At 69.8% G+C, this 21,834-nt stretch carries 14 protein-coding genes and 1 pseudogene; 7 read left to right on the top strand and 8 right to left on the bottom strand.

Annotated elements, in window-relative coordinates; all coding sequences use genetic code 11:
* Positions 1-431: 431 nt before the first annotated feature.
* From ABGA99_RS36085 to ABGA99_RS36075, 3 genes are all read left to right on the top strand, one after another.
* Entirely contained in the window at positions 432-761 is a 330-nt protein-coding gene (locus ABGA99_RS36085; protein ID WP_347584262.1) for a hypothetical protein, read from the top strand.
* Positions 740-1,630, top strand: a complete 891-nt coding sequence (locus tag ABGA99_RS36080) for a hypothetical protein (RefSeq protein ID WP_347584261.1) — start codon at positions 740-742, stop codon at positions 1,628-1,630. The genes ABGA99_RS36085 and ABGA99_RS36080 overlap by 22 nt, the downstream gene beginning before the upstream one ends.
* Before the next feature lie 80 nt (positions 1,631-1,710).
* Positions 1,711-4,353, top strand: a complete 2,643-nt coding sequence (locus ABGA99_RS36075) for a Helicase associated domain protein (protein WP_347581756.1) — start codon at positions 1,711-1,713, stop codon at positions 4,351-4,353.
* A gap of 190 nt (positions 4,354-4,543) precedes the next feature.
* Here ABGA99_RS36075 and ABGA99_RS36070 read toward each other — a convergent pair whose 3' ends face one another.
* The 5 genes from ABGA99_RS36070 to ABGA99_RS36050 form a co-directional block, all read right to left on the bottom strand.
* Positions 4,544-4,771 (bottom strand): hypothetical protein, encoded by a 228-nt coding sequence (locus ABGA99_RS36070; protein ID WP_347581757.1) that lies wholly within the window; start codon positions 4,769-4,771, stop codon positions 4,544-4,546.
* 141 nt (positions 4,772-4,912) lie between these two features.
* Positions 4,913-5,713, bottom strand: coding sequence for a hypothetical protein (locus tag ABGA99_RS36065; protein WP_347581758.1), 801 nt, complete (start codon positions 5,711-5,713; stop codon positions 4,913-4,915).
* Positions 5,714-6,311: 598 nt separating this feature from the next.
* Positions 6,312-6,869: an XRE family transcriptional regulator gene (locus tag ABGA99_RS36060; RefSeq protein WP_347581759.1), complete on the bottom strand. Its 558-nt coding sequence runs from the start codon at positions 6,867-6,869 to the stop codon at positions 6,312-6,314.
* Between the two features lie 10 nt (positions 6,870-6,879).
* On the bottom strand, positions 6,880-9,126 hold the full coding sequence (locus ABGA99_RS36055; protein ID WP_347581760.1) for a helix-turn-helix transcriptional regulator: 2,247 nt from the start codon (positions 9,124-9,126) through the stop codon (positions 6,880-6,882).
* Positions 9,127-9,556: 430 nt separating this feature from the next.
* Complete coding sequence (locus ABGA99_RS36050; RefSeq protein WP_347581761.1) at positions 9,557-9,769, bottom strand: hypothetical protein; 213 nt, start codon at positions 9,767-9,769, stop codon at positions 9,557-9,559.
* Between the two features lie 269 nt (positions 9,770-10,038).
* Here ABGA99_RS36050 and ABGA99_RS36045 point away from each other — a divergent pair, with 269 nt between their 5' ends.
* On the top strand, positions 10,039-11,832 hold the full coding sequence (locus tag ABGA99_RS36045) for a serine/threonine-protein kinase (RefSeq protein ID WP_347581762.1): 1,794 nt from the start codon (positions 10,039-10,041) through the stop codon (positions 11,830-11,832).
* Positions 11,833-12,283: 451 nt separating this feature from the next.
* On the opposite strand, the gene ABGA99_RS36040 is transcribed toward ABGA99_RS36045, so the two are convergent.
* Positions 12,284-12,913 (bottom strand): DUF6461 domain-containing protein, encoded by a 630-nt coding sequence (locus ABGA99_RS36040; protein WP_347581763.1) that lies wholly within the window; start codon positions 12,911-12,913, stop codon positions 12,284-12,286.
* A gap of 1,047 nt (positions 12,914-13,960) precedes the next feature.
* Here ABGA99_RS36040 and ABGA99_RS36035 point away from each other — a divergent pair.
* From ABGA99_RS36035 to ABGA99_RS36025, 3 genes are all read left to right on the top strand, one after another.
* A complete protein-coding gene (locus ABGA99_RS36035; RefSeq protein ID WP_347581764.1) occupies positions 13,961-15,247 on the top strand; it encodes an alkaline phosphatase PhoX in 1,287 nt (428 codons plus the stop codon).
* Positions 15,248-15,949: 702 nt separating this feature from the next.
* Entirely contained in the window at positions 15,950-16,156 is a 207-nt protein-coding gene (locus ABGA99_RS36030; protein ID WP_347581765.1) for a DUF397 domain-containing protein, read from the top strand.
* Positions 16,157-16,189: 33 nt separating this feature from the next.
* Positions 16,190-19,435 (top strand): NACHT domain-containing protein, encoded by a 3,246-nt coding sequence (locus tag ABGA99_RS36025; RefSeq protein ID WP_347581766.1) that lies wholly within the window; start codon positions 16,190-16,192, stop codon positions 19,433-19,435.
* On the opposite strand, the gene ABGA99_RS36020 is transcribed toward ABGA99_RS36025, so the two are convergent.
* A complete protein-coding gene (locus tag ABGA99_RS36020) occupies positions 19,414-20,358 on the bottom strand; it encodes a S1 family peptidase (RefSeq protein WP_347581767.1) in 945 nt (314 codons plus the stop codon). The two genes, ABGA99_RS36025 and ABGA99_RS36020, sit on opposite strands and share 22 nt — an antisense overlap.
* Before the next feature lie 560 nt (positions 20,359-20,918).
* Positions 20,919-21,314 (bottom strand): annotated as a pseudogene (locus tag ABGA99_RS36015) (IS630 family transposase); the annotation flags it as partial.
* Positions 21,315-21,834: the final 520 nt, after the last annotated feature.

Below are 21,834 nucleotides of genomic sequence, written 5' to 3'. Positions count from 1 at the left end.
GAGCGGGTACCACATCGCTGCGCGATGTGCAAGCGAACACCCGTGCTGCGCACGGGTGTTGCGCTCCCCGCTCCGCGGGGAGCGCTGGCGGGTGGCTGCGCCACCCGCACAACCTCGGTGCTGCGCACCGAGGTTGATAGTCGTCCGCCTTCGCTCCCGGACTGGCGGGGCTTTGCCCCGCCAGTCCGGGCTCCGCTTCGCTCCAGTCTGAAGCGGGTCCGCTGCGCTCCCCCGCCCAACGGTCCTTCCGGCTGCGCCTCCAGAGCCGTTGGGCCCGCTGCCGCGGGCCACAATGGCTGCAAAGGGGAGGAGTCGCTGTTCGTGTCGGGTTCCAGTGTAGTGGCTGCATCAGGTTGATGCAGCATGTATCGTTGGCGAAAACACGAGACACCACCCAACCGCATGGGCGGGGTCGTGAAGGAGGCAACGATTTGAATTCGTTGAGCGTCGAAATGCGCCTCAAGGCGCGGGAGGAAATCCAGCGTGAGGTTACCGGATTGACGGCGGAGCAGATCCACGAGCGGCTGGTGGGTGCGGGTGGCCTGGAAAGCCGCGAGGACCAGCCAAGGCCGCTCAGCGCAGAGGAGTGGCTGGCTGCTGTTCGGCGGAACGAGCTGAGGCGCATCTGGAACTTGACGGGCGGCACGGCGTGGGACGCCTACTCCCCCGAGCGCGACGCGCGGGCGGACCGCTGGCGCCAGGCGCTGCAAGACCGTCGGAGGGTGCGAGAGGTGGGGCGGTGGAGCCCGATTCCGAGCTGATCCGCTATCGGATCGTGGCGCACCGGACTGACCCGGCGCACCCCGGGGCCTCGGCGGTGACGAACTACACCTACGCGCGGTCGGTTGAGGAGGCTGTAGCGAAGGTGCGCCGGGCGAAGGAGAAGCCGGGTGGCCTCTACGGAGACCAGGGCCTGTACCGCGTTGTGGAGGCCGTCGAGGAAAGCCCGCAGAGCGAGGCACGTCAACTGCAGGGCGCCCACGGGCGGTTCCTCACTGCAGTCATGGACGCCGCTGTTGCCGCGCTGGACGACCAGTCGGCATCTGCCCGCCCGGAGCTGGTCGGAGTCCTCTCCGAGTTCTTCTTCGACACCGTTCTCACTCGCGCGATCGTCTCCCCCGACAGCGGAGAGGACAACGCTCAGCTGCACGCCCGGGACAGGGAGGTCCTGTCCCGCCTGCTCCTGGCCCATCTCGCCGACCACGGCCTGGACCTGGTAGAGGCAAGCGCCCACACCAACGAACTGCGCGCCCTGTCCGATGGACACATGGGTGTCGGCCGGCCTTCCCTTCGTGGCGAGGAGAGCGAGCCCCCAGCGGAGCTCATCGAGCACGTCCTCGCCGTGTGCGAGCAGCACTACGCGGCCGTGACCGGCACCAGCTCCGAGCAGTGGGACCAGGAGTCGTCCCGGGAGCTCGTGGACATCGCCCTGCGGACCGTGCACCTGGCGGAGCCGGAGACCTACCCGCAGACGCTGGACGCGTACCTGCACGAGCACCAGGCGCGGCTGTGGCGGCGCTACGGGACCGGCGGCATGTTCGCGGGCGAGCTCGTACTGATCGACTTGCCCGGGTTCTTGGCGCTGTGCGAGAGGATCGAGACGACCCCGCTCTGGCTCGAAGGGATCTGAGCAAAGCACGGCCAAGAGGAAACCGCACTGGAAAGGTTTCACAACAGCTGGCTGTACGACACGAGCGAAAAGGACGGGCGATGAGCAGGATCCCGCTCAAGAAACACCAGATCGACCAGAAGTCGAGTTTCCGTAAGTGGGTCGGATTCCCTGCATGGTCATCTGTGCCCCCTCAGGGTGCCCGTGGCACGATCGTGTCAGCGACCGGGTCCGGCAAAACGATCACGGCCGCCGCGAGCGCACTGGAGTGCTTCCCCGAAGGCCGGATCCTCGTGACCGTGCCGACCCTGGACCTGCTCGTGCAGACCGCCCAGGCATGGCGGGCGGTCGGTCACCGCTCGCCCGTGGTCGCGGTGTGCTCGCTGGAGAACGACCCGGTACTGAACGAGCTGGGCGTGCGCACCACCACCAACCCGATCCAGCTCGCCCTGTGGGCCGGGCACGGGCCGGTCATCGTGTTCGCCACGTACGCCTCTCTAGTGGACCGCGAGGACTTCGACGACCCGGCGGGCCAAGGGCGCGTTCGCGGGCCGCTGGAGGCCGCTCTGGCGGGCGGAGAGCGCCTGTACGGGCAGCGCATGGACGGTTTTTCGCTCGCCATCGTCGACGAAGCCCACGGTACGGCAGGTGATCTTGGCAGGCCCTGGGCGGCGATCCACGACAACGCCCGCATCCCCGCCGACTTCAGGCTGTACCTGACCGCGACCCCGCGCATCCTCGCGGCGCCCCGCCCGCAGAAGGGCGCGGACGGCCAGGAGCTGGAAGTCGCGTCGATGGGCCAGGACTCTGAGACCTACGGGCCGTGGCTGGCCGAGCTCGGGCTCTCGGAGGCGATCGAGCGGGAGATCCTCGCCCCGTTCGAGATCGACGTCCTGGAGATCCGCGACCCCTCGCCCGTCCTCGGGGAGTCGGAGGAGGCACGGCGGGGCCGGCGCCTGGCCCTGCTGCAGACCGCCCTCCTGGAGCACGCGGCGGCGTACAACCTGCGTACGGTCATGACCTTCCATCAGAAGGTGGAAGAGGCTGCGGGTTTCGCGGAGGCGCTGCCGAGGACCGCTGCCGAGCTGTACATGACCGAGACCGATGACGAGACGATGGTGAAGGCGGAGAAGGAACTGCCCGCGTCGTCGATCGACGCGGAGTTCTACGGCCTGGAGGCCGGCCGCCACGTCCCGCCGGACCGGGTCTGGTCGGCGTGGCTGTGCGGCGACCACCTGGTGTCCGAACGCCGGGAGGTGCTGCGGCAGTTCGCCAACGGCATCGACGCCAACAACCGGCGCGTACACCGGGCGTTCCTCGCCTCGGTTCGCGTGCTCGGGGAAGGCGTCGACATCACCGGCGAGCGCGGGGTGGAGGCGATCTGCTTCGCCGACACCCGCGGCTCCCAGGTGGAGATCGTGCAGAACATCGGCCGCGCGCTGAGGTTGAACCGCGACGGCTCCACCAAGGTGGCCAGGATCACCGTGCCGGTCTTCCTGGAGCCGGACGAGGACCCGACCGACATGGTGGCCAGCGCGAGCTTCAAGCCGCTCGTGGCCGTGCTCCAGGGCCTGCGCAGCCACGATGAGCGACTGGTCGAGCAGCTCGCCTCCCGCGCCCTCCGCAGCGGGAAGCGCAAGGTGCACCTCCAGCGTGACGAAGACGGGCGGATCGTCGGCGCCGACGGCGCGGGTGACGGCGAGGACCAGGAGCACGACGACACCCAGGCCGCCGCCGAATCGGCCCTGCTCCGCTTCAGCACTCCCCGGGACGCGGCAACGATCGCGGCCTTCCTGCGCACGAGGGTGTACCGGCCGGACTCGCTGGTGTGGCTGGAGGGTTACCAGGCCCTCATCCGCTGGCGGGCGGAGAACGAGATCACCGGCCTCTACGCCGTGCCCTACGACACGGAGACCGAGGTCGGCGCGACGAAGGCCTTCCCGCTGGGGAGATGGGTGCACCAGCAGAGGAAGGCGCTGCGTGCAGGAGAGCTGGAGGAGCGGCGCAAGGAGCTGCTGGACGCGCCCGAGGCCGGAATGGTGTGGGAGCCCGGGGAAGAGGCGTGGGAGAACAAGCTCGCCGTCCTTCGGTCGTACCGGCACTCCACCGGGCACCTGGCCCCGCGCCAGGATGCGGTCTGGGGCGAGGGCGAGACGATGATGCCCATCGGGCAGCACATGGCCAACCTCCGCCGCAAGGGCGGCCTCGGGAAGGACCCGGAGCGGGCCCGGGAGCGCGCGGCGCAGCTGACGGCGATCGACCCGGACTGGAACTGCCCCTGGCCACTGGACTGGCAGCGGCACTACCGCGTACTCACCGACCTGGTCGACGCCGACGGCAGCCTGCCCGAGATCCAGCCCGGCGTGCTGTTCGAGGGCGACGATCTGGGACGGTGGATCCAGCAGCAGGCGAAATCCTGGACGGGACTGTCGCAGGAGCAGCGGCAACGGCTGACCGTACTGGGTGTGACACCCGCCGAGCGGCCTGCACCGGCCCCTGTGGCCAAGAGCGCCGGGAAGTTGTCGGCGGCCTTCCAGCGGGGTGTTGAGGCCCTCGCCCAGTGGATCGACCGCGAGGGTGCCCAGAAAGCCGTACCGCGGGGGCATGTCGAAACCGTCGTAGTCGACGGCCAAAAACATGAGCACAAACTGGGTGTCTGGTACGCCAACCAGAAACAGCGCCGGGACAAGCTCGCCGAGCCCCAGCGCGCCGTACTCGCGGAACTCGGTGTGGAGTGGGCGTGAGGGCCGCCAGTCGGCCGGGCGGTGAATCGGATGGTCAGCGACGTACACAGCCAGGCACCCAGGACAAGCGTCCTGGGTGCCTCATGCCGTCAGCAGATCTAGCGCATGGGGGCCGGGGGTGCAGGGATTTGACGGTCTGGACGACGGCGTGGACGCGGTCGGCGATCTCAGCGGCTCAGCCCACCGGTCATCAGCGCCGGCGGAGGGCAAACGCCACCGCGAACGCAGCAACCAGCGCCGAGGCCACCCCACCCACCGCCCCGATCGGCCCGGTCAACGAGGGGTGGACCAAGCACAGGTAGAGCGTGGCGCCCAGCGCCAGGACGAAGACAATTCCCAGCACCAGGAGCAGCACGGGGTCCGTGCCCGAGGGCTGCGTGGCCGGCGGTTGCTGGGACTGGTTGGTAGCGGTGGACATGAAGGTTCCCTCCCTGGGATGCCTGCGGACAGTCCGCAGGCGGAACGCGGAGCATGAGGCGCCGCACCCCTTGCATCACGGGGTGGCGGGCAGGTAGCAGAGTGCGAGACGGCGGGGTTGAGGCCTGCAAGACGACCGGGATCACCGCCCAGCGGGTGCGGCCGTCTTCCTGGGCTTGCGCGGCCGTGTGATGGCGGTGCGCTGGTACTGGTGGGCCGTGGTGAAGCCGAGTGGGGAGAGCGGGGCTTTGGTGCGGCGCTCGCGTCGCTCGACGAGCCCAAGGGCGACGAGCTTCTTCAGCCCGCGTTCGTGGGTGTCGGGGGACCAGCCGTACCACTCGGGGGCTTTCTCCGCGGGGAAGGTGGACCAGTTCTTCTCCCGGGCGACGACCAAGAACAGGGCTAGGGCCGGCAGGTCCAAGTCCTCGTCCCGGCCCAGTGTCCAGAAGGTGGCCGGGATCTGCAGGAAGCGGTTCTCCTCCGTGTCGCCCACGGGGCGGTCGTAGGGCTTCCCGGTGCCGTCCTCGCGCAGGAGAGTGACCGTGATCATGGTTCCGCTGCGGCTGCAGTCGATCAGCTTGCGCGCCTGCAGCCGGCGCAGGGCCCGCCAGGCACCGGTACGGGCGGACTGGTCGGTCGCGGTCTCGTGGATGTCCATCAGCCGCGCCCACACCGCGCTGTCGTGCGTGGTCGACCAGCCGTTGTCCCCGTTGCTGCACGCGGCCACAATGATCAGGTAGGCCTTCAGGCCCCGCAGATCCCTCCCGGTCACAAAGTCCTTCAGTGGCCCATGACGGCTGGCGGCCCCCTTGTTCGCCTGAACGAAGGTCTTACGCAGCGGCACGTTGGCCCGGATCGAACGGGCGAGGACCGCCGTACGCGTGTCCCTCCCAGTCGCGGCCGTCTCCTGCATGTCCCGCTTGGCGGGCGTCGTCGTCTTCATGCACCAGAAGGTAGCCATCTGAGCCTTCCAACCCCAAACGAACCAGCCTCACAAGAGCTGATGCCCCAGCGGCTGATCATGGACACCCCAGCGGGTGTATGGGAGAGCCGCTGAAAGGGCCATGTGACAGATCCAAGTGAGAGACCAGGTGAAAGGTCAACTGGGATAACTACTGTTTGGGATGGGGGTACGCCTCAGCTTCACAACCCGCATGCCCGGCCGCCTCCGTGCCAGCACGACGGCGGACCCGACCGACCACCTTGCTCTTCCGGCCGCCAGCCCCGCTGCGTAACCCTGGCCTTCTTCCGCTAGCGCCCACAACAAGAGGCCACAGACTGCCCTCTGAGAGCCCTTCAGGCGCTGCTCCGGGGCCCCCGGGCGCTTCCCGCTCGGGGGCGCCCAGCTAGCCGTACAGCGACTGATTGGCCACCAGCCGTTCTGCTCGCGCCTCGGCCAGGCCGGTGGGGTGGGAGGGGTTCACGTACGGATGGACAGGACAGACCTGGACTACATCGGCGAGGCCACCGAAGCAGTTCCAGGCGCTGGAGTTGACGGGCGCGCAGACGAACGGGCGGCGGGGCTCGCAGCTGTTCGGGATCTACAGGTCGAACTCGAGGTGCTCAATACCGGTGAAGCGGACCTCCTCCAACTGGCCGGCGCGGCGGCCGTTGTCCTGGAAGTACATCTCCTTGAGCGCTTCGGCGGCGATCTGTTGGAGCTGCTGGTCGCTGGCGCCCTGCTCCTGGGCGTCGAAGAGGCGGGCGGCGTACTGCGGCGGCAGCGCCACGGTCAAGTGCCGGAGGCGGTCCTCGTCCGTCGTCCCGATCGGCGCGGTGTAGCCGATCCGAGCGCGGGTGTCGATGACGATGCCGCCGGTCGTCGCCGCCTTCTGCCGCGCCTGGGCACGGATCTGCGGCTGCCACCTCTTCTTCACCTCCCGCTCCAGGCGGGCGGCGAGGTCCGGGCGGGGCTTCTTGATCTGGTCTTTCACGTACCGCTCCACCGTGCGCTGCGAGACCCGCAGCATCTGGGCGACCGCCTTGGTGCCCTTGAGCTGCTTGACCAGGTACCGCATCTGCGCGGGCGCGCTCTTGGGCACCGGGCGGGTGAACGCCTTCTGCACCGCGGCGTCCAGGCCGTCCCCGAACATGCTCATCGCGGTCTACCTACTCCCCGGTGTCCTGATCGGTAACGGTGCCGTCCTTGATGTACCGGGCGAGGTTGAGCTCCGGAGCGTTGAACTGCTCGCGCACCCCCTCGCCCCACAGCACGCTCTGGGTGCCCTCGTGCTTCACCAGCCCGGGGTTCACGCCGAGCTTGAAACCGCCCGGCAGCGGCTTGCCGTCCCGGTAGGGCAGGAAGTCCAGCGGCGACGGCCCGTCGGACACGTAGACGGCGCAGTCCGAGAGGACCGCGACCGGGTACTGCCCGGTGAAGGCGGCATGCTTGACGATCTTGCGGTGCATGTTGATCCGCGTGCGGGAGATGACGGCGGCGCGGATGTCCGGGCGCCAGGTGGGCCGGGCAAGGGCCCGCCACGGCTGCCCGGGCTTCCAGCCCTCCCCGCGCGGGCGCTCGCGCAGCTTGCCGATGCCGCCCTTCACGGTCGCCTTGATCGCGGACACCACGATCGCCAGCTGAGGGTCACACTGCCGGTAGCCGTCCATCGCCGCGAGGAAGTCGGCCGGCGTCATGTCCGCGTGCACGCCGAGGTCGGCCATCGTGGCGAGGTAGGCATCGCGCAGCCGGTTGTACCAGCCGTCCAGGTAACGGCCGTTGTCGTAGCGCACCCACGCCTCGATCGGCGTGACGTCGTAGCCGAGCTCCACCGCGTACGCCACCGCCGGCGTCGCGTACCAGGCCGGCCCCTCCGGGCGCTCGCCCTTCGGTGTGAACGGACTGGGCAGCAGCGCGCCATCCAGCTCCTCCCACTTGTCCTTGGCCACCTTCACGCGGGACAGGTCGACATGGGAGAGGTCGACCAGCCAGGAACCGGGCAGTTTCGCGTCGAAGACGGGGTTCTTGACGTGCGACGGCGCGCCCAGGCCGACGTTAAGGCCGTTCGCGCCGGCGGCGAAGGCCATGTTCACGTCGATGCCCACCAGATGAGGGCGAAGGCATTCGGCGTCGGTGAGCGGGCGCGCCCAGTCATACGCCTCCTCCACCAGAACCTCCGCCGGGGTGCGCTGGTGGAAGCGCGGCAAGTCCGCCAGGACCGGGTGCCCGTCGGGCGCCTCGCACGGCGCGCAGTCCACCGGATCCTTGCCCAGCGAGCCGGGGTTGTGCTCGGAGCGCCGCTTACCCGTCGTGTCCGGCTCGGAGGCGCGGGTCGGCGGGTGCAGCGCGGTCATCAGCTCCAGACCGGTCACGGCGGTCGATCCGCGCGGCGTCATCACCCGGGCCGCATATGTGCCCAGCAGCCGCGCGAGTTCGGCCGGCGGAAGCTGGGCGGCGTCGGCCCAGTGCCGGGTGTCGAGCGCGCCCCACGACGGGATGCACAACTGCACGCAGGACCGGTCCGAACCCTGCGCGGGGCGGTAGATCCGCGCCCACGGCCCGAAGCCCCTCTTCGTCAGCTGCCACTCCGCGCGCGTCATCTGCTTGATGACCTTGTGGCCATCCGGGATCCGCCCGGCCAGCCGCTCCTGCTCGCTCAGGGCGGAAGGCAGGCCGTAGCGCTCCAGCGCGGACTCGGTGAGTACAAGCAGCGGGTCGGCCGGCTTGCCCGGACCGGACAGCTTCGGCTGCCCGAGCTTCGCCTCCTTCAGCGTCCAGTCCACCAGGGACGGCAGGGACTTGGCGGGCACGTCCAGGACCAGGCCGCCGACGCAGTACGCGTACGCCTGGCCGTCGGCGACGTCGACGACGGCGAGCGGACCGTTCTCGAAACGCGGATCGGCGCCGCCAGCCGAGGTACCTGGGCGGGCGGCCTTCTTCGCAGCCGGACGGCGCGACGCCGACGACGTCCTGGCCGTGCGTGCCGGACGCGACGCGGCCGCGGGAGCAGCGGAGTCGGCGGCAGGGCGGGGCTGGGTGTTCTGCTCGGCCGTCATGCCCGCGACCTCAGGCGCGGAGCTTGCGGGGCTGATCTTTGCTTCCGGCGCCGGGGCGGGCGTGCTCGCGAACGCCTCGGCAACGGCCGTGCCCTTCGCGGGCGCCGCGGCGTTGGGGTCGGCGGGGTAGAGCTCCGCGAGTTTGCTGAGCAGCCGCGCGTACGCGTCACGCTCCGGGGGCCTGGGCTCCGTCTTGCCGGACTCCCAGCCGCTGACAGTCGCCCGACGCACCTCCAGGGCTGCGGCCACCTCATCCAGCGTGAAGCCGTGCGCCTTCCGCAGCCGCTTGCGTTCCGTCGGCGGCGGCAGCGGGCACCGGGACGCCAGCAGTGCGTCGACCCGGTCGAACAACTCGGACATGCAGCACCTCCTGTCCCGCAACCCTAGCGTGGAGCGCACGTTTCGCGTACCAAACACGTACGGATCCCGTAAACGGCGGTTGGCGCAGTTGCCCCGTAAGGGGCCCCTCGGGCTTCGGCTGCTTCAGGCTCCTCAGCCGAGGGTTCGCGGTGGTGTCTTGGCTTCGCCTGAACTGGCCGGGCGGAGCGGCTTGGTGTGAGAGATCGGGGAGAGCAGACGGCCGCCGCGTACCAGCCTCGCGGCGGAGGACGCGGAGGCGGGCATGGGTGAGATCGTCAAGGGACTCAAGCGCGCGCTGCTGACCCGTCCCGTGCCCACGCGTGACGCCGCTGTGCGTTTCTTGCTCAAGACGTAGAAGGGCTCCACGAAGTCAGCATGAGGCCCGGTTCGCTGGAGGACGGCGTGGGGACGCCGCGGGCGTCGAGCTGGGTCAGTGGGCGGTGTCCGAGTAGGCCGTCCGCAGGTACCCGTCGTCCGACGCCGTGACGCGGTACCACTCGCCGTGGGCGCTCTGCACGTAGAGCTCCGTGACGAAGACGTACCGCGGCACGGCGGCGAAGGCCGCGCCCCACGGGCTGGGACTCCCGTCGCCGAGGGCTGCGGCGAACTCTTCGCGCAGAACGTCCGTCGGACCCGGGGCCATGTCCTTCCTCGCGTGTACGTCGCCGGTGTGCGGGGCTGCACCCGGTGAACGCCCGGTCGGCGGCGGGGTCACTGCGGTGGTGCGGCTCCCGGATCGCGTACGGTGGCCGCCGTGTTGCGGCAGGCTAGGCTCGTGGCCCGCTGCTGGACCGGCAGCCGACGGACCTCGGGCGCTGCGGGGAGCGTCAGCATCCGATGGGGGGCAGAGCCGTGCGAGACCAGCTCGTTGGGGGCCGTTACCGGCTGGTGCGGGAACTGGGCGAAGGGGGCATGGGGCAGGTATGGGAGGCGCAGGACGAGACGTTGGGCCGGCCCGTCGCGGTCAAGCTGGTCTCCCTGCTCGCCGGCGGTGGGAGTCGCGGTGACCAGGCCCGCGCGAGGTTTCTGCGCGAAGCGCGGATAACCGCCCGGCTGCAGCATCCCCACATCGTCACCATGCACGACCTCGGCGAAGCCGACAACGACGGCGACAAGGTGCCGTTCCTGGTGATGGAGCTGATCCGGGGCGAGGGGCTGGACGCAAAGCTGGCACGGCGTGCCGCAACCCCCGCGGAGGCCGCCCGGTGGGGAGCGCAGGTGTGCGACGCACTCGCCGACGCACACGCCAACGGGATCATGCACCGGGACGTCAAGCCCTCCAACATCTTCATCACGCCCGCCGGCAACGTGAAGGTCCTCGACTTCGGCATCGCGCGCGCGGCCGACGGCAGCGTGACCGCGGACCGCCTCACCCGGACCGGCCTCATCGTCGGCACACCGCAGTACATGGCCCCCGAGCAGGCCCGCGGCCTGCCCGAACCGCGCAGCGACCTCTACGCCCTGGGCTGCCTCCTCTTCGAACTGATCACGGGCCGCCTGCCGTTCGAGGCTCCCGACTCCCTGGGCTACCTCTCCGCGCACCTCACACAGGAGGCGCCCGCCCCCAGTTCGGTACGGGCCGGCATCCCCGCCGACTGGGACGACCTCGTACGCTCGCTCCTGCACAAGGAGCCCCGCCGGCGGTACGGGGACGCCGCCGCCCTCGCACGGATACTGCGGCGACTGGACACCGCCTCCGCGTCCGGGGGATCCGCGCACTCCCGCGGCTTCCCCCCGCCCACCGAGCCGGACCTCACCGCCGCGCCCGCGCCCGGCGAGTTCCTCTTCGCCACCAGCCTCGGCAACAGCGGTACGGTGCGGCTGTGGGACCCGGCCACCGGCCGGCCCGTCAGCCAGCCCCTGGCCGGCCACACCGGCTCCGCGTTCCGGATGGCGTTCTCTCCCGATGGCCGGCTTCTCGCCACCGGCAGCACGGACGAAACGGCGCGACTGTGGGACACGGCCACCGGGCTGCTCGTCTGCGAACCCCTCACCGGCCACAGCGGCACCGTGGAGGACGTGGCGTTCTCCCCCGACGGGCGCCTCCTCGCCACGGGCGGCCTGGACTCGACGGTACGGCTATGGGACACGGCCACCGGCGAGCCCGTCGGCGAACCCCTCACCGGCCACACCAACTGCGTGGCGGGGGTGGACTTCTCGCCCGACGGCCGGCTTCTCGCCACGAGCAGCGTGGACGGCACGATACGGCTGTGGGACCCCGCCACCGGCAAGCCCCTCGGCGAACCGCTGACGGGCCACACCGACGCGGTGCTGCGGCTGGCGTTCTCCCCCGACGGCCGCTTCGTCGCCACAGGCAGCAGGGACTGGACGGTACGGCTCTGGGACCCGGCCACCGGCCAGGCCGTGGGCGCCCCCCTGACCGGCCACACCAACGTCACCTGGGAGGCGGCGTTCTCCGCAGACGGCTCCCTGGTGGCCGCGAACAGCGAAGACAACACGACACTGGTGTGGGACACGGCCACCGGACGGCTGGCCGGTCAGCCCTTCACCGCCCCCGCCAACGGGGGAATGACCGTGGCGGGATCGTCCAACGGCCCGCTGCTGGCGGTGGAGATCAGCGAGGAGGGAACGGTCCGGTTCCGGGACGCCGCGACCAGAAAGCCTTTCGGTGAGCCCCTGAACACGCACACCACCGGCCCGATGTACTTCCAGCTCTCCCCCCGCATCCGGCACCGCACGCACTGACCCGCCGCCCACCACCGGCCGCCGCCGTGCGGGCCGTTCAGGTGACCACCCCCTCCCCCCAGTCACGCGGCGGACGATCCCCTCGGCGGCGGCTCGGGCGCACTGGTGAAGAGTCGGTAGGGGAAGGCTGCGGTATTCGCAGCTGATTGGATCGGCGCCCGGCCCGGGTTCCGATGGAAGGGCGCCCGGGAACCCGCGCCGCCGGCCGCCCGCAAGCGGCTGCGCCGCACCGGAGCCGAGGACCCGGACGCCACGGTCTGCGCGGGCGCCGACGGGGGCCCGGGCGCCCCGGGCACCCTCACCGGCCCATCACGCAAAAGGAGCCACAGCCACGAGATCACACGAGCCGCCCGCCAAAGACCGCGGAGGACAACCCCCGCCTCCCTACTGCCGTCCGGTGAGTACGACCGCACCACTCACGGCTCATCACTGCTGGATGGCCGGGAGGAGATCAGCAACTGGCCTGTGCGAAGGCCGCGGTGGGCAGCGGGGCCCGGGTGTCCTCCCACACGATGCAGATCCCGTGCTCGCGCTCGAAGAAGCGCAGGAAGGCGACGTCGGCGAGCTCCTCACCGGAGTAGACGAAGCCCGGTACCCCCTCCTGTGCACCCACGCCTCCCAGATGCGGCATCCCCGGTTCGTCATAGGCCAGCACCTGGCCCTCACGGGCGTAGCCGATCTGGTGCTCGGCATTGACACTGCGGAACACCGTGTACGCGCGCGTGCCGCGCGACAACGCCGGCAGGAACGCCGTGGCACGGCTGGAGACGTCCTCAATGGCATAGGCCCAGCCGGGGACCATGCCGACACGGACGATTACCTCTGGATGGAAGAGGAATCCTGCTTCCGTCAGGCGCGCCACGAGCGCCTCGTCCTGCCCATCGAGAAAATCCAGGCCACCCAGGCGTCCCTCCTCCGGCCACACCTGGAGTTCGGCGACCGCGTCACCGGTCAGCTCGTGGATGTGCTCGAGCTCCGCCCCCATCCGCACCAGCAACTCACGCGGCCCGATGCCCTCGCACAGCGTGAAGGTGTAGCCCAACTCGTACCCGGTCGCTATCCATCGCAGCCCGTTCGACACGTCCGCTCTCCCCGCAGCCGACACCTCACACCGCAACGTAGCCCAGCCAGCACGGTACGGAGGAACCAGCGAGCCAACACCTGCTGGCCACGAAGCCACACCGGCGCCCGCGAACGGGCCGACTCGGCTACCAGCACCACACGCGACCACGGCTGAGCCAGCCTGCGGGGCACGCCGGTGACCGTGGTCACCTGCAGCATCTCCCCGATCCGGACGTACAGCCCACCCACATACACCCCCGCCACACCCGTCTCCTGGCCAAGAACCCCGTCCAGATATCCCGCCACTGCCTGCGCCACAGCCCTGTCCTCACCCACGCTGGACCGGCTGCTGCACACCACCCCCCGGGACACCAACCCCCGCCCCACGCCCGACGTGGAGTCCGATGCACTGCTGCCGACCTGCACCGACTCATACCACCACACCGGCCCCACCACCACCCAACCGCACCCACCCGCACCCCCAGACACCCCCAAACCCACCCAACCCGCCCAACGCAACCACCCGCCACCACACTCGACCACCACCCAACCGACCATTCCCAACAACCCCCCCCCGACGCAGCCGCTCGGCCGGCGGCGCGTCCGCGGCGACCGGCACCGCTGGTGGTAACCGGTCACCGCGCCGACCGGCGGGGTGACTGCGCTGGCGGGCCGGGCGTACGACACCGCATCGGGGGCGGGAGCGATCGCGTGGGCGCGGTAGGTGCGCATGGCCCAGCTCGGCCTTTCCTAGCGGTTCGGCGTGGCTTTGCACGAGGGGACGAGAGGGCCCCGAGGTGGGTGCGGTCGTCGTCGCGGGCCCGGATGAGCAGGTCGGTTTCCGCGACCGCGGCGATGTGGCACCCCGGCGGTTGCCGCCCGGTGGCTTGGCAGAGGTTCTTCCAACGATCACTTTCTGTTGGGAATCGGAGCAAGGGTTCGTTCCTAGGCTGACCGGCGTCGCCCCCGGTCCGTTGCATCGAGAGGACTTCCCATGACAGGCATGTCCGCTGAAAGACCCACGGGTCCCGGTTTCGAACGACGCACCCTCCTTCGCGGAGCGGCCGTGACCGCCGCCGCTTCCGTCCCCTTCCAGGCCCTCGCCGCGCGCACCGCGGCGGCCGCGCCGGTCAAGTTCGAATTCGACGCCGGGTACGGCCCGTTGAGCCCGGTGAAGGACCAGGCGACCGGCCTGGAACTGCTGCAGTTGCCCCGTGGGTTTGAATACATCTCCTACGGCTGGACCAACGACCTCATGGACGACGGCGTGCGCACCCCGAGTGCACACGACGGCATGGCGGCCTTCCGCTACGGCGACAAGGTGCATCTCGTCCGCAACCACGAGCGCGGTGCCGGGCCCGCCTTCACCGCCCCGGCCTACAACCCCGAGGCCGGTGGCGGGACCACCACCCTGGTCTTCGATCCGGACGCCGGCCAGTGGCTGGAGTCCTACGGCAGCCTGGGCGGCACCATCCGCAACTGCGCCGGCGGGCCCACCCCGTGGAAGACCTGGCTGACCTGCGAGGAGACATTCTCCACGACGGCCGGCAAGCGCCACGGCTACACCTTCGAGGTGGCCTCGGAGGGCAAGGGCAATCCCGAGCCCTACAAGGCCATGGGCCGGTTCAACCACGAGGCGATCGCCGTCGACCCGGCGACCGGCTACGTGTACGAGACGGAGGACCGCGGCGACGCATCCCTGTACCGCTTCGTCCCGGCCGTGCGTGGCGATCTGTCCAAGGGCGGCCGGCTGGAGGCTCTGCGTATCGGCAGCACGTCGTACGACACCCGCCCCGACGGGGAGAAGGAGTACGGGACCGTCTCCTGGGTGCCCGTTGAGGACGTCGACCCGGCGACTGACACGGTGCGACTCCAGGCGCAGGCGAACGGCGCAGCCGTGTTCAGCCGCCTGGAGGGTGCCTGGTACGGCAACGACCGCATCTACGTCATCACGACCGACGGCGGTCCCTCCCGCCAGGGCCAGGTCTTCGAACTCAACCCGGCCACCGACGAATTCCGGGTTCTCTTCGCCTCACCGGGCGCCGAGGTCCTCAACGCACCGGACAACATGTGTGTCAGCCCGCGCGGCGGCCTGGTGCTCTGCGAGGACGGCGACGGCACCGAGTACGTCCACGGTCTGACCACCGACGGCGAGATCTTCCGCTTCGCCGCCAACAACGTGGACCTGCGGGGCGGCACCGCGGGCAAGAACGTCACCGCTGCCGACCACCGGGGCTCGGAGTGGGCAGGCTCGGTGTTCGAACCGAAGCACGGCGACTGGCTGTTCGTGAACATCCAGTCTCCGGGCATCACGTTCGCGATCACCGGGCCCTGGCGCCAAGGCGCCCTCTGAGCGATCGGCCTGACACCGCCGATGCGACGAGGCCGCCGTACCCCCAGCCGAGCTTCACCGGATGGGGAGTGTCGGCGGCCTTGCCGCGCTCCCGCGAGGCCAGGAGCCATCGCCGGCTCCGGAGACGGCTCCCGTACCGGTGGCCGGGGTGGGTGCGGGATGGGGGCGTTGCCTTCCGCTACGGATCCAGCGCGGGAGGACGGAAATGCGCCGGCACCAGTGCTCACACCGGTGCCGGCGAGGCCGGAGTCGCCCAGCAGACGCTTCCAGGAGCTGCCGGGAGCTGACTGGCCAGCGCATGAGCACGGCGCCTGACCAACTGCGTCGCGGACGTCGTCACGCAGTGCGTCGGCGCCCCACAGGTAGTGGCCAGAGACGCTGCATCCCCTGGGGACCGCTGTCACGTCCTTCCGCCATTGCCTCGCAGAGCGCTGCGCACCAGGGGCGACGCCTTTGGAGCGCCTGCTTTCGCCGGAGAACATTCGCGCTGCGTGATCCATGTGGTGCCCCGAAGGTGTCGCCGCCCACTGCGGGTTGGGAAGTCCGTTCACGCTGTTCAGCCTCGTCCAGGGGCAGATGAAGTCGGACACCACCGACATCAGCGAGGGTGTTCGCGCTTATGATCTGGCTCAAGGGCTATGCCCTGTCGCCGGAGCAGTCGGGCGACCGCATCGGTGCCTATCTGGAAGGGCTGAGACAGCGATGACGAACACAGACACGTCGCCCGTCCGCCGGCACAAGTCCAGCCACAGCAGCACCGACGGGAGTGAGTGCGTGGAGGTCGGTGACGGACTGCCCGTCGTCCCCGTACGCGACAGCAAGCATCCCCACGGCCCGGTGCTGGTCTTCTCCACCGCCGGCTGGACGGACTTCATGGCCGCGCTCAACCGCGGCGAGCTCTTCGCCTGAGAACACGGCCGAATATTGCGGCGAGGGGGATGAATGGTCGCGGAGGCGGCGGCGTTACGACTGGGGCAGACGGTTGCCACCGCTGCGGCGCGGCTGTGGCTGGGCGGCCGGCGGCGGGAGCAGGAGCGGTGGCTGGAGCTGGACGAGTTGCTCCGGACACGGGTGGCGGGGCTGCGGCCCCGGCGTGAGGTCAGCCGCCAGTTCGAGAAGATCGCCGACGCCGTGTACGACCGGCTGGAGCCGCATCTGGGCCACGCCTTCCAGCAGCTCGACGAGGGCGGACGCCAAGCCGTCGTCGATGCCGTCTGCATCACTCTCACCGGGGCCGACCTCTCCGACGAGGCGCTGCTGGCAGCGAACGCCCGGTCCGCGGAGCTGGTCCGGCAGATCACCGGTTCCACGCGGGCACCGGTGGGCCTGAACGAGGCGGAGACCCGGCTGTACGAGGCGCTCTTCGCCGAGTGCGTCGAGTACTACGTCCGTATCGTGCGCAGCCTGCCGCCGTTCGAGGAGCGGGCCGCGGCCGAGCTGCTTGCCCGGACCGCCGGGATCGGCGAAGGAGTGGCGCGCATCCTCGAACGCCTCCCGGATCGCTCGCTGTTTGCCCCCGACGGTACCGACCAGGACGCCGGATTTCGCCGCCGCTACCTGGAGCTGGTCAGCCGGGAGCTGGACGAGGTGGAGCTGTTCCGGCAGGCGTCCGACCAGGCCGCCGCGCCCAGGATCAAGCTCTCGGTGGCGTACGTGAGCCTGCGCGCCAGCGGCGACGAGGGTGAGCGGCCGAGTGCCGGCCGCTCACTGCAGATGGTGCGACCCGATATGAGCTACTGGGAGGACAGCGGTAGACCCCGGAGCGGCATCGAGGACACGCTGAGCGGCCGTCGCCGGGTGCTGCTGCGCGGCGAGGCCGGCTCCGGCAAGACCACGCTGCTGCGCTGGCTGGCCATCACCGCGGCGCGTGGCGCCTTCACCGGTGAGCTGGCCTCGTGGAACGGCCTCACCCCGATCTTCGTCAAGCTGCGCGAGTACAGCGGCCGGACGCCTCCGCGGCTGGAGGCCATGCTCGACGGCGTCGCGGGCACCATCACCGGGGTGATGCCCCGCGGGTGGGTGGAGCGGCAGCTCGAAGGCAGCGGAGTTCTGCTGCTGATCGACGGCGTGGACGAGCTCCTGGAACGGGACCGCCGGGCGATGCGGGAGTGGCTGCGCCGTCTGCTGCGGACGTACGGCGGGATCCGGGTGGTGGTCACCTCCCGCCCGGCAGCGGCCGGCGCCGACTGGCTGCGCAGCGAGGACTTCATCGCCGTCCATCTGGACCGGATGACTCCCGCCGAGCTGGCGGCGTTCGTGCGCCAGTGGCACCTGGCGGTGCGCGAGCTGGGCGACGAACTACCCTGCCAGGCCGACGAGTTGCCGCATTACGAGCTGTCGCTGCTGGCCAACCTCCAAGAGCGCCCGCATCTGCATCAGTTGGCGAGCACGCCGCTACTGGCGGCGATGCTCTGCGCCATGCACCTCAGTCACGGCCGCCAACTCCCCCGGAACCGCATGGAACTCTACCGCCATGCCCTGCACACCCTGGTCCACGAACGCGACGTGGAGCGGAACGTGCCGAGCGCGGTGGACGCCACGCTTTCGCTGGGCGACAAGCTCGTCGTTCTGCGGCATCTCGCCTGGAAGCTCTCCGACAACCACCGCAGCGAGATCCAGCTGGAACGCGCCGCCGATTACGTCACGGCAACGCTCAAGTCGCTACGGCATCTGGACGGGATCGACGGTGGCCGGCTCCTGGATCAACTGCGCCAGCGTTCCGGCATCCTCCGCTCCCCGGCGGAGGGACGCCTGGACTTCGTCCACCGCACCTTCCAGGAATACCTCGCCGCGGAGGAGGCTGCCGAGGAGGACCACATCGGCAACTTGGTCAGCCGTGCCCATCTGGACCTCTGGCGCGAGACCGTCGTCATGACCGCAGGTCACGCCAACACCCGCCAGCGCGAAGAGCTGTTGAACGGCATCCTCGACCGCGCGGACGACGAGCCCCGGCACGCCCGCCCGCTGCGGCTGCTGGCAGCGTCCTGCCAGGAGACGATGCCGTCGATGTCGGAAGAGCTCGGGGAGCGTCTGGACCAGGCGGTGAACACGCTGCTCCCGGCGCGCCGGGACACGGACCCGCCGGCGTTGGCGGCTGTCGGGCCAGCCCTGTTACGCCGGCTGCCGCGGTCGCTCGAAGAGCTGAGCACGAAGGCCGGGGTGGAGACAGTGCGCACGGTGGCGCTCGTCGGGGGCGCGGAGGCGCTGGAGCTGCTCAACGGGTATGCAGGGGACGGGCGCGGTGAGGTCATCGAGCAACTCATCCGCGCATGGGACTACTTCGAGCCGAACGCCTACAGCGAGCGCGTCCTGAACTTTCTGCCATTGCCCGGCCGTTACGTGTGGGTCAGCCACTCCGGTCAGCTCAACGCCGTACATCGGCTGCAGTCCCTGACTTTTCTCGAAGTCCGCACCCCTGCACACGACCTCACCTTCCTCGCACGCATTCCGCCGCTGCGCCACCTGGTCATGAGCCGGCTGGAAAGGGAATGTGACCTGTCTGCGCTCCGAGCGCATCCTGACCTTGAAGCGGTCCACTTATACGGCGAGGCGCGGTTGACCGGGGTGCAGGTCCTGGAAGAACTCCGGAGCTTGACAGCTCTCACCCTCCGATGCTCCGAGGCTACCGCTCTGAGGGCCTCGGAGTTGCTGTCCAGGCTGGATTTCCTCGGCTTGCACGGAGTGGACGAGAGCTCCGATCTGAGCCTGCTTTCCGGCCTCGCCGGCTTGCCGGGTCTGACGCTGAACTACGAGCACTCCGGAGCGGTCCATCCAATGCGAGAACTTGACGGCATGACCGGCGTGACGAACCTGACCCTGGTCGGGGGCAATGTGAACGCGTGGCTTGCGGAGGAACGAGGAGGCCCACCTGCTCTGAGGCATCTGCAGCTTTACCAATGTGTGTTCTCGGCCGACCGGTGCGCCTTCTCAAGGTTCGGGAACCTTGAACGGGTGATCTTCGAGGGCTGCCACAACCCGGACGATCGCGGACCACCTGCCAGGGCTCCCCAACGGCAGCGTGAGCCACCAGGCGTCCTTGCCGAGCGTGACCAGGAAGCAGCACCCTCTTCGCGTTCGACCACGCCGCCGCTCAGAACCTGGCGCCCGCGGCGCTGCGAACTCGCCCGGCCCGCCCGGTGCCGGCGGTCTGGGCGGGGTCGGATCGATCAGGTGAGGACGGCGCCGTAGGCGGAGAGGATCTCGTTGATCGGCTGGATGAAGGTCGTACCGCCTGAGGTGCAGTTGCCGGAGCCGCCCGAGATCACCCCGACGGCCAGCGCCGTCGTGCCGTCCCCGGTGAGGGTGAACACCGGGGAGCCGCTGTCGCCGGGCTCGCAGCAAAGGGTGGTGCGGATGAGCCCGCTGACGATCGCATCGCCGTAGTTGACAGTGACGTTGACGCCGGTGATGCCGCCGCCGTGGCAGCCGGTGGCGCTGCCGGCCATCGAGACGCTCTGGCCTACAGCGGGGTTCGCAGGGCCGGTGATGTCGATGATCGTGCCGTTGCAGTTGACCGTTCCGGGCCGGGGCACCGCGGGGTTGGTGTACCGGACGATGCCGTAGTCGTTGCCCGGGAAGCTGCTCCCCGCGGTCGGTCCGACGAGCGTGGTGAGCGATGAGTTCGTGTACCAGGTGGGGAAGCCGGTGGTGCAATGGCCCGCGGTCACGAAGTAGTCGGCGTTGCTGACCCGTACGTTGAAGCCGACAGTGCAGCGGCCGGCAGTGCTCCAGACCGGCTCTCCGCCCTGGAGGTGCGGCCTGAAGGTGCCGGCGGTGCGCTCGAAGGTGAGGGCGTCGGCCTGTGCGCCCGCGCTTCTGCGCAGCTCGGCAATCTCGGCGGCCGACACACGCTCGTCCACGGTGACCAGGACGGTGCCGGTCGCCTGGTCGACGCCCCAGGCCGTTCCGGCGATGTCGGCGGCGAGGACGGCGTCACCTGCCGCTGCTAGTTCGGTGGCGCTGAACGTCCGCGGCTGGGCCTGCGCCGCCTGCGGGCCGACCAGCCCCAGTGCGGCCGGCAGGGCGAGCACGGCCAGGGCGGTCAGGGCCGTCATGGGCCGCCGGAAGCGCTGGGCAGTGCGTCTGAGGGGGTTGGTGCGCTCGGTGCTCACGTCTTCCTCCTACGAGGAGTCGGAACCGGGTGGGACCTACCGCGCATGACTGCATGTCCCTGACAAATTGGATTCTCTCATCACATCCAGCATTGCCAAGGCCGTCTTCAGGCCACCGCCCCGCCTGCTACACGGCTCCCGCCACCTGACGTCCACGCCGCGCACCTGCCTACCATCCGGTCGCGGTTGCAGCGGGAGCTTCGCCCCCGCACGCCGAGTCGGGCACAGGTCCGTCGTCAGGGATCTTGGTTCCGGTATCGAACGAGGTCCTGAATGATCGACGGGTGTGCCGTTTCACCACTCTCACGTCGTCTCATGTCAGGGGGGACCCCCCGGCGGGCAGCCGAGCGCTTGAGGCGGGTCTGTGCCCCAACTCCCCTGCATCTGATCGCGTCAGGCAACCACACCGCACACGGCGTGACGCCACCCGCGATATTCGAGATCGAGGGGTATCAAATCCGACTGAGACGAAGGGAGGTTATCCAGGCCCCTCGGAGAGACGTGGGTTTGTGCAGGAGACGAGGAGCAGCGCGATGTCGTCGCTGCTTGTTCCACTCGTTGATCCAGCCGCGGATGTCGCGTTCGAGCTCGGTGACGCTGCGGTGGGCCGAGCGGCGGAGTTTGCCGCGGGTCAGCTCGGCGAACCAGCGCTCGACGAGGTTCAGCCAGGACGCGGAGGTGGGGGTGAAGTGCAGGTGGAAGCGGGGGTGGCGGAGCAGCCACTTCTTGACCGCTTCGGTCTTGTGGGTGGCGTAGTTGTCCAGGACCAGGTGCAGGTCCAGATCTTTCGGGACGGCCGCGTCGATGGTCTTCAAAAAGCGCAGGAACTCCTGGTGCCGGTGGCGCCGGTAGTGCTGGGCAGCCGTCAGACAACGCTCCAACGGCTCAAAAGAACCCGCACTGCGCGGACCTGACCAGTGCTCACCTGCTTGGCGCGATCCTGTCCGGCCCTGCACTCGCGCAGTTCGGAGTCGGCGCCCAGCGAGGAACTCGATCCCGCTGGACAGGGCGCGACGGGCAAGAGGGCATCCGGACGTCTCTGCGCTACGCGCGGCAGGCGCCCCCTCACCCGGGCCGGCCACGCTCTGCCAGTTCCATGACGATCCTGAGCAGCTCCGCTTCGCCGGTGCCGGCAGCGTGCGGGGCGAGCAACTGGGCGGTGATGGACCGCCGAGCGGCCCGCAGACGGGCGCACAGCGCCACCGATGGGCGGGTGCGGGCGGTCGGTCCGTGCGTTGCCTGGCGATAAGGAGTCCGCCGGAAGCGCCGATCCCGGTACGCCCGCGTACGGTCGGCCGGGCTCGGTGGTCAAGCCTCTCAGTGAGTGTTGGAGGACCTCGGACGCCAGGTCAGAAGCCGTTGTCCTATCGATCTTGAGTGCGGTGTGATCGAAAGTGGCCGGTGGGGCGGGTGATTCTGCCGTGGCCGTGCATGAAGACAGGGCCTCTGGTGCAGTTCGGAGTTGCTGAGACACCG

The sequence above is a fragment of the Streptomyces sp. B5E4 genome (genome assembly GCF_039871555.1).
Classification (GTDB): domain Bacteria; phylum Actinomycetota; class Actinomycetes; order Streptomycetales; family Streptomycetaceae; genus Streptomyces.
This window is presented reverse-complemented; position numbering and strand designations above follow the sequence as displayed.

What these genes read in the sequence shown, in the direction of transcription:
- ABGA99_RS36075 (WP_347581756.1), top strand. Translation starts at nt 1,711, where the DNA reads ATGAGCAGGATCCCGCTCAAGAAACACCAGATCGACCAGAAGTCGAGT.
- ABGA99_RS36045 (WP_347581762.1), top strand. Translation starts at nt 10,039, where the DNA reads ATGGGGCAGGTATGGGAGGCGCAGGACGAGACGTTGGGCCGGCCCGTC.
- ABGA99_RS36050 (WP_347581761.1), bottom strand. Translation starts at nt 9,769, where the DNA reads ATGGCCCCGGGTCCGACGGACGTTCTGCGCGAAGAGTTCGCCGCAGCC.
- ABGA99_RS36025 (WP_347581766.1), top strand. Translation starts at nt 16,190, where the DNA reads ATGGTCGCGGAGGCGGCGGCGTTACGACTGGGGCAGACGGTTGCCACC.
- ABGA99_RS36060 (WP_347581759.1), bottom strand. Translation starts at nt 6,869, where the DNA reads ATGAGCATGTTCGGGGACGGCCTGGACGCCGCGGTGCAGAAGGCGTTC.
- ABGA99_RS36070 (WP_347581757.1), bottom strand. Translation starts at nt 4,771, where the DNA reads ATGTCCACCGCTACCAACCAGTCCCAGCAACCGCCGGCCACGCAGCCC.
- ABGA99_RS36055 (WP_347581760.1), bottom strand. Translation starts at nt 9,126, where the DNA reads ATGTCCGAGTTGTTCGACCGGGTCGACGCACTGCTGGCGTCCCGGTGC.
- ABGA99_RS36030 (WP_347581765.1), top strand. Translation starts at nt 15,950, where the DNA reads ATGACGAACACAGACACGTCGCCCGTCCGCCGGCACAAGTCCAGCCAC.
- ABGA99_RS36065 (WP_347581758.1), bottom strand. Translation starts at nt 5,713, where the DNA reads ATGAAGACGACGACGCCCGCCAAGCGGGACATGCAGGAGACGGCCGCG.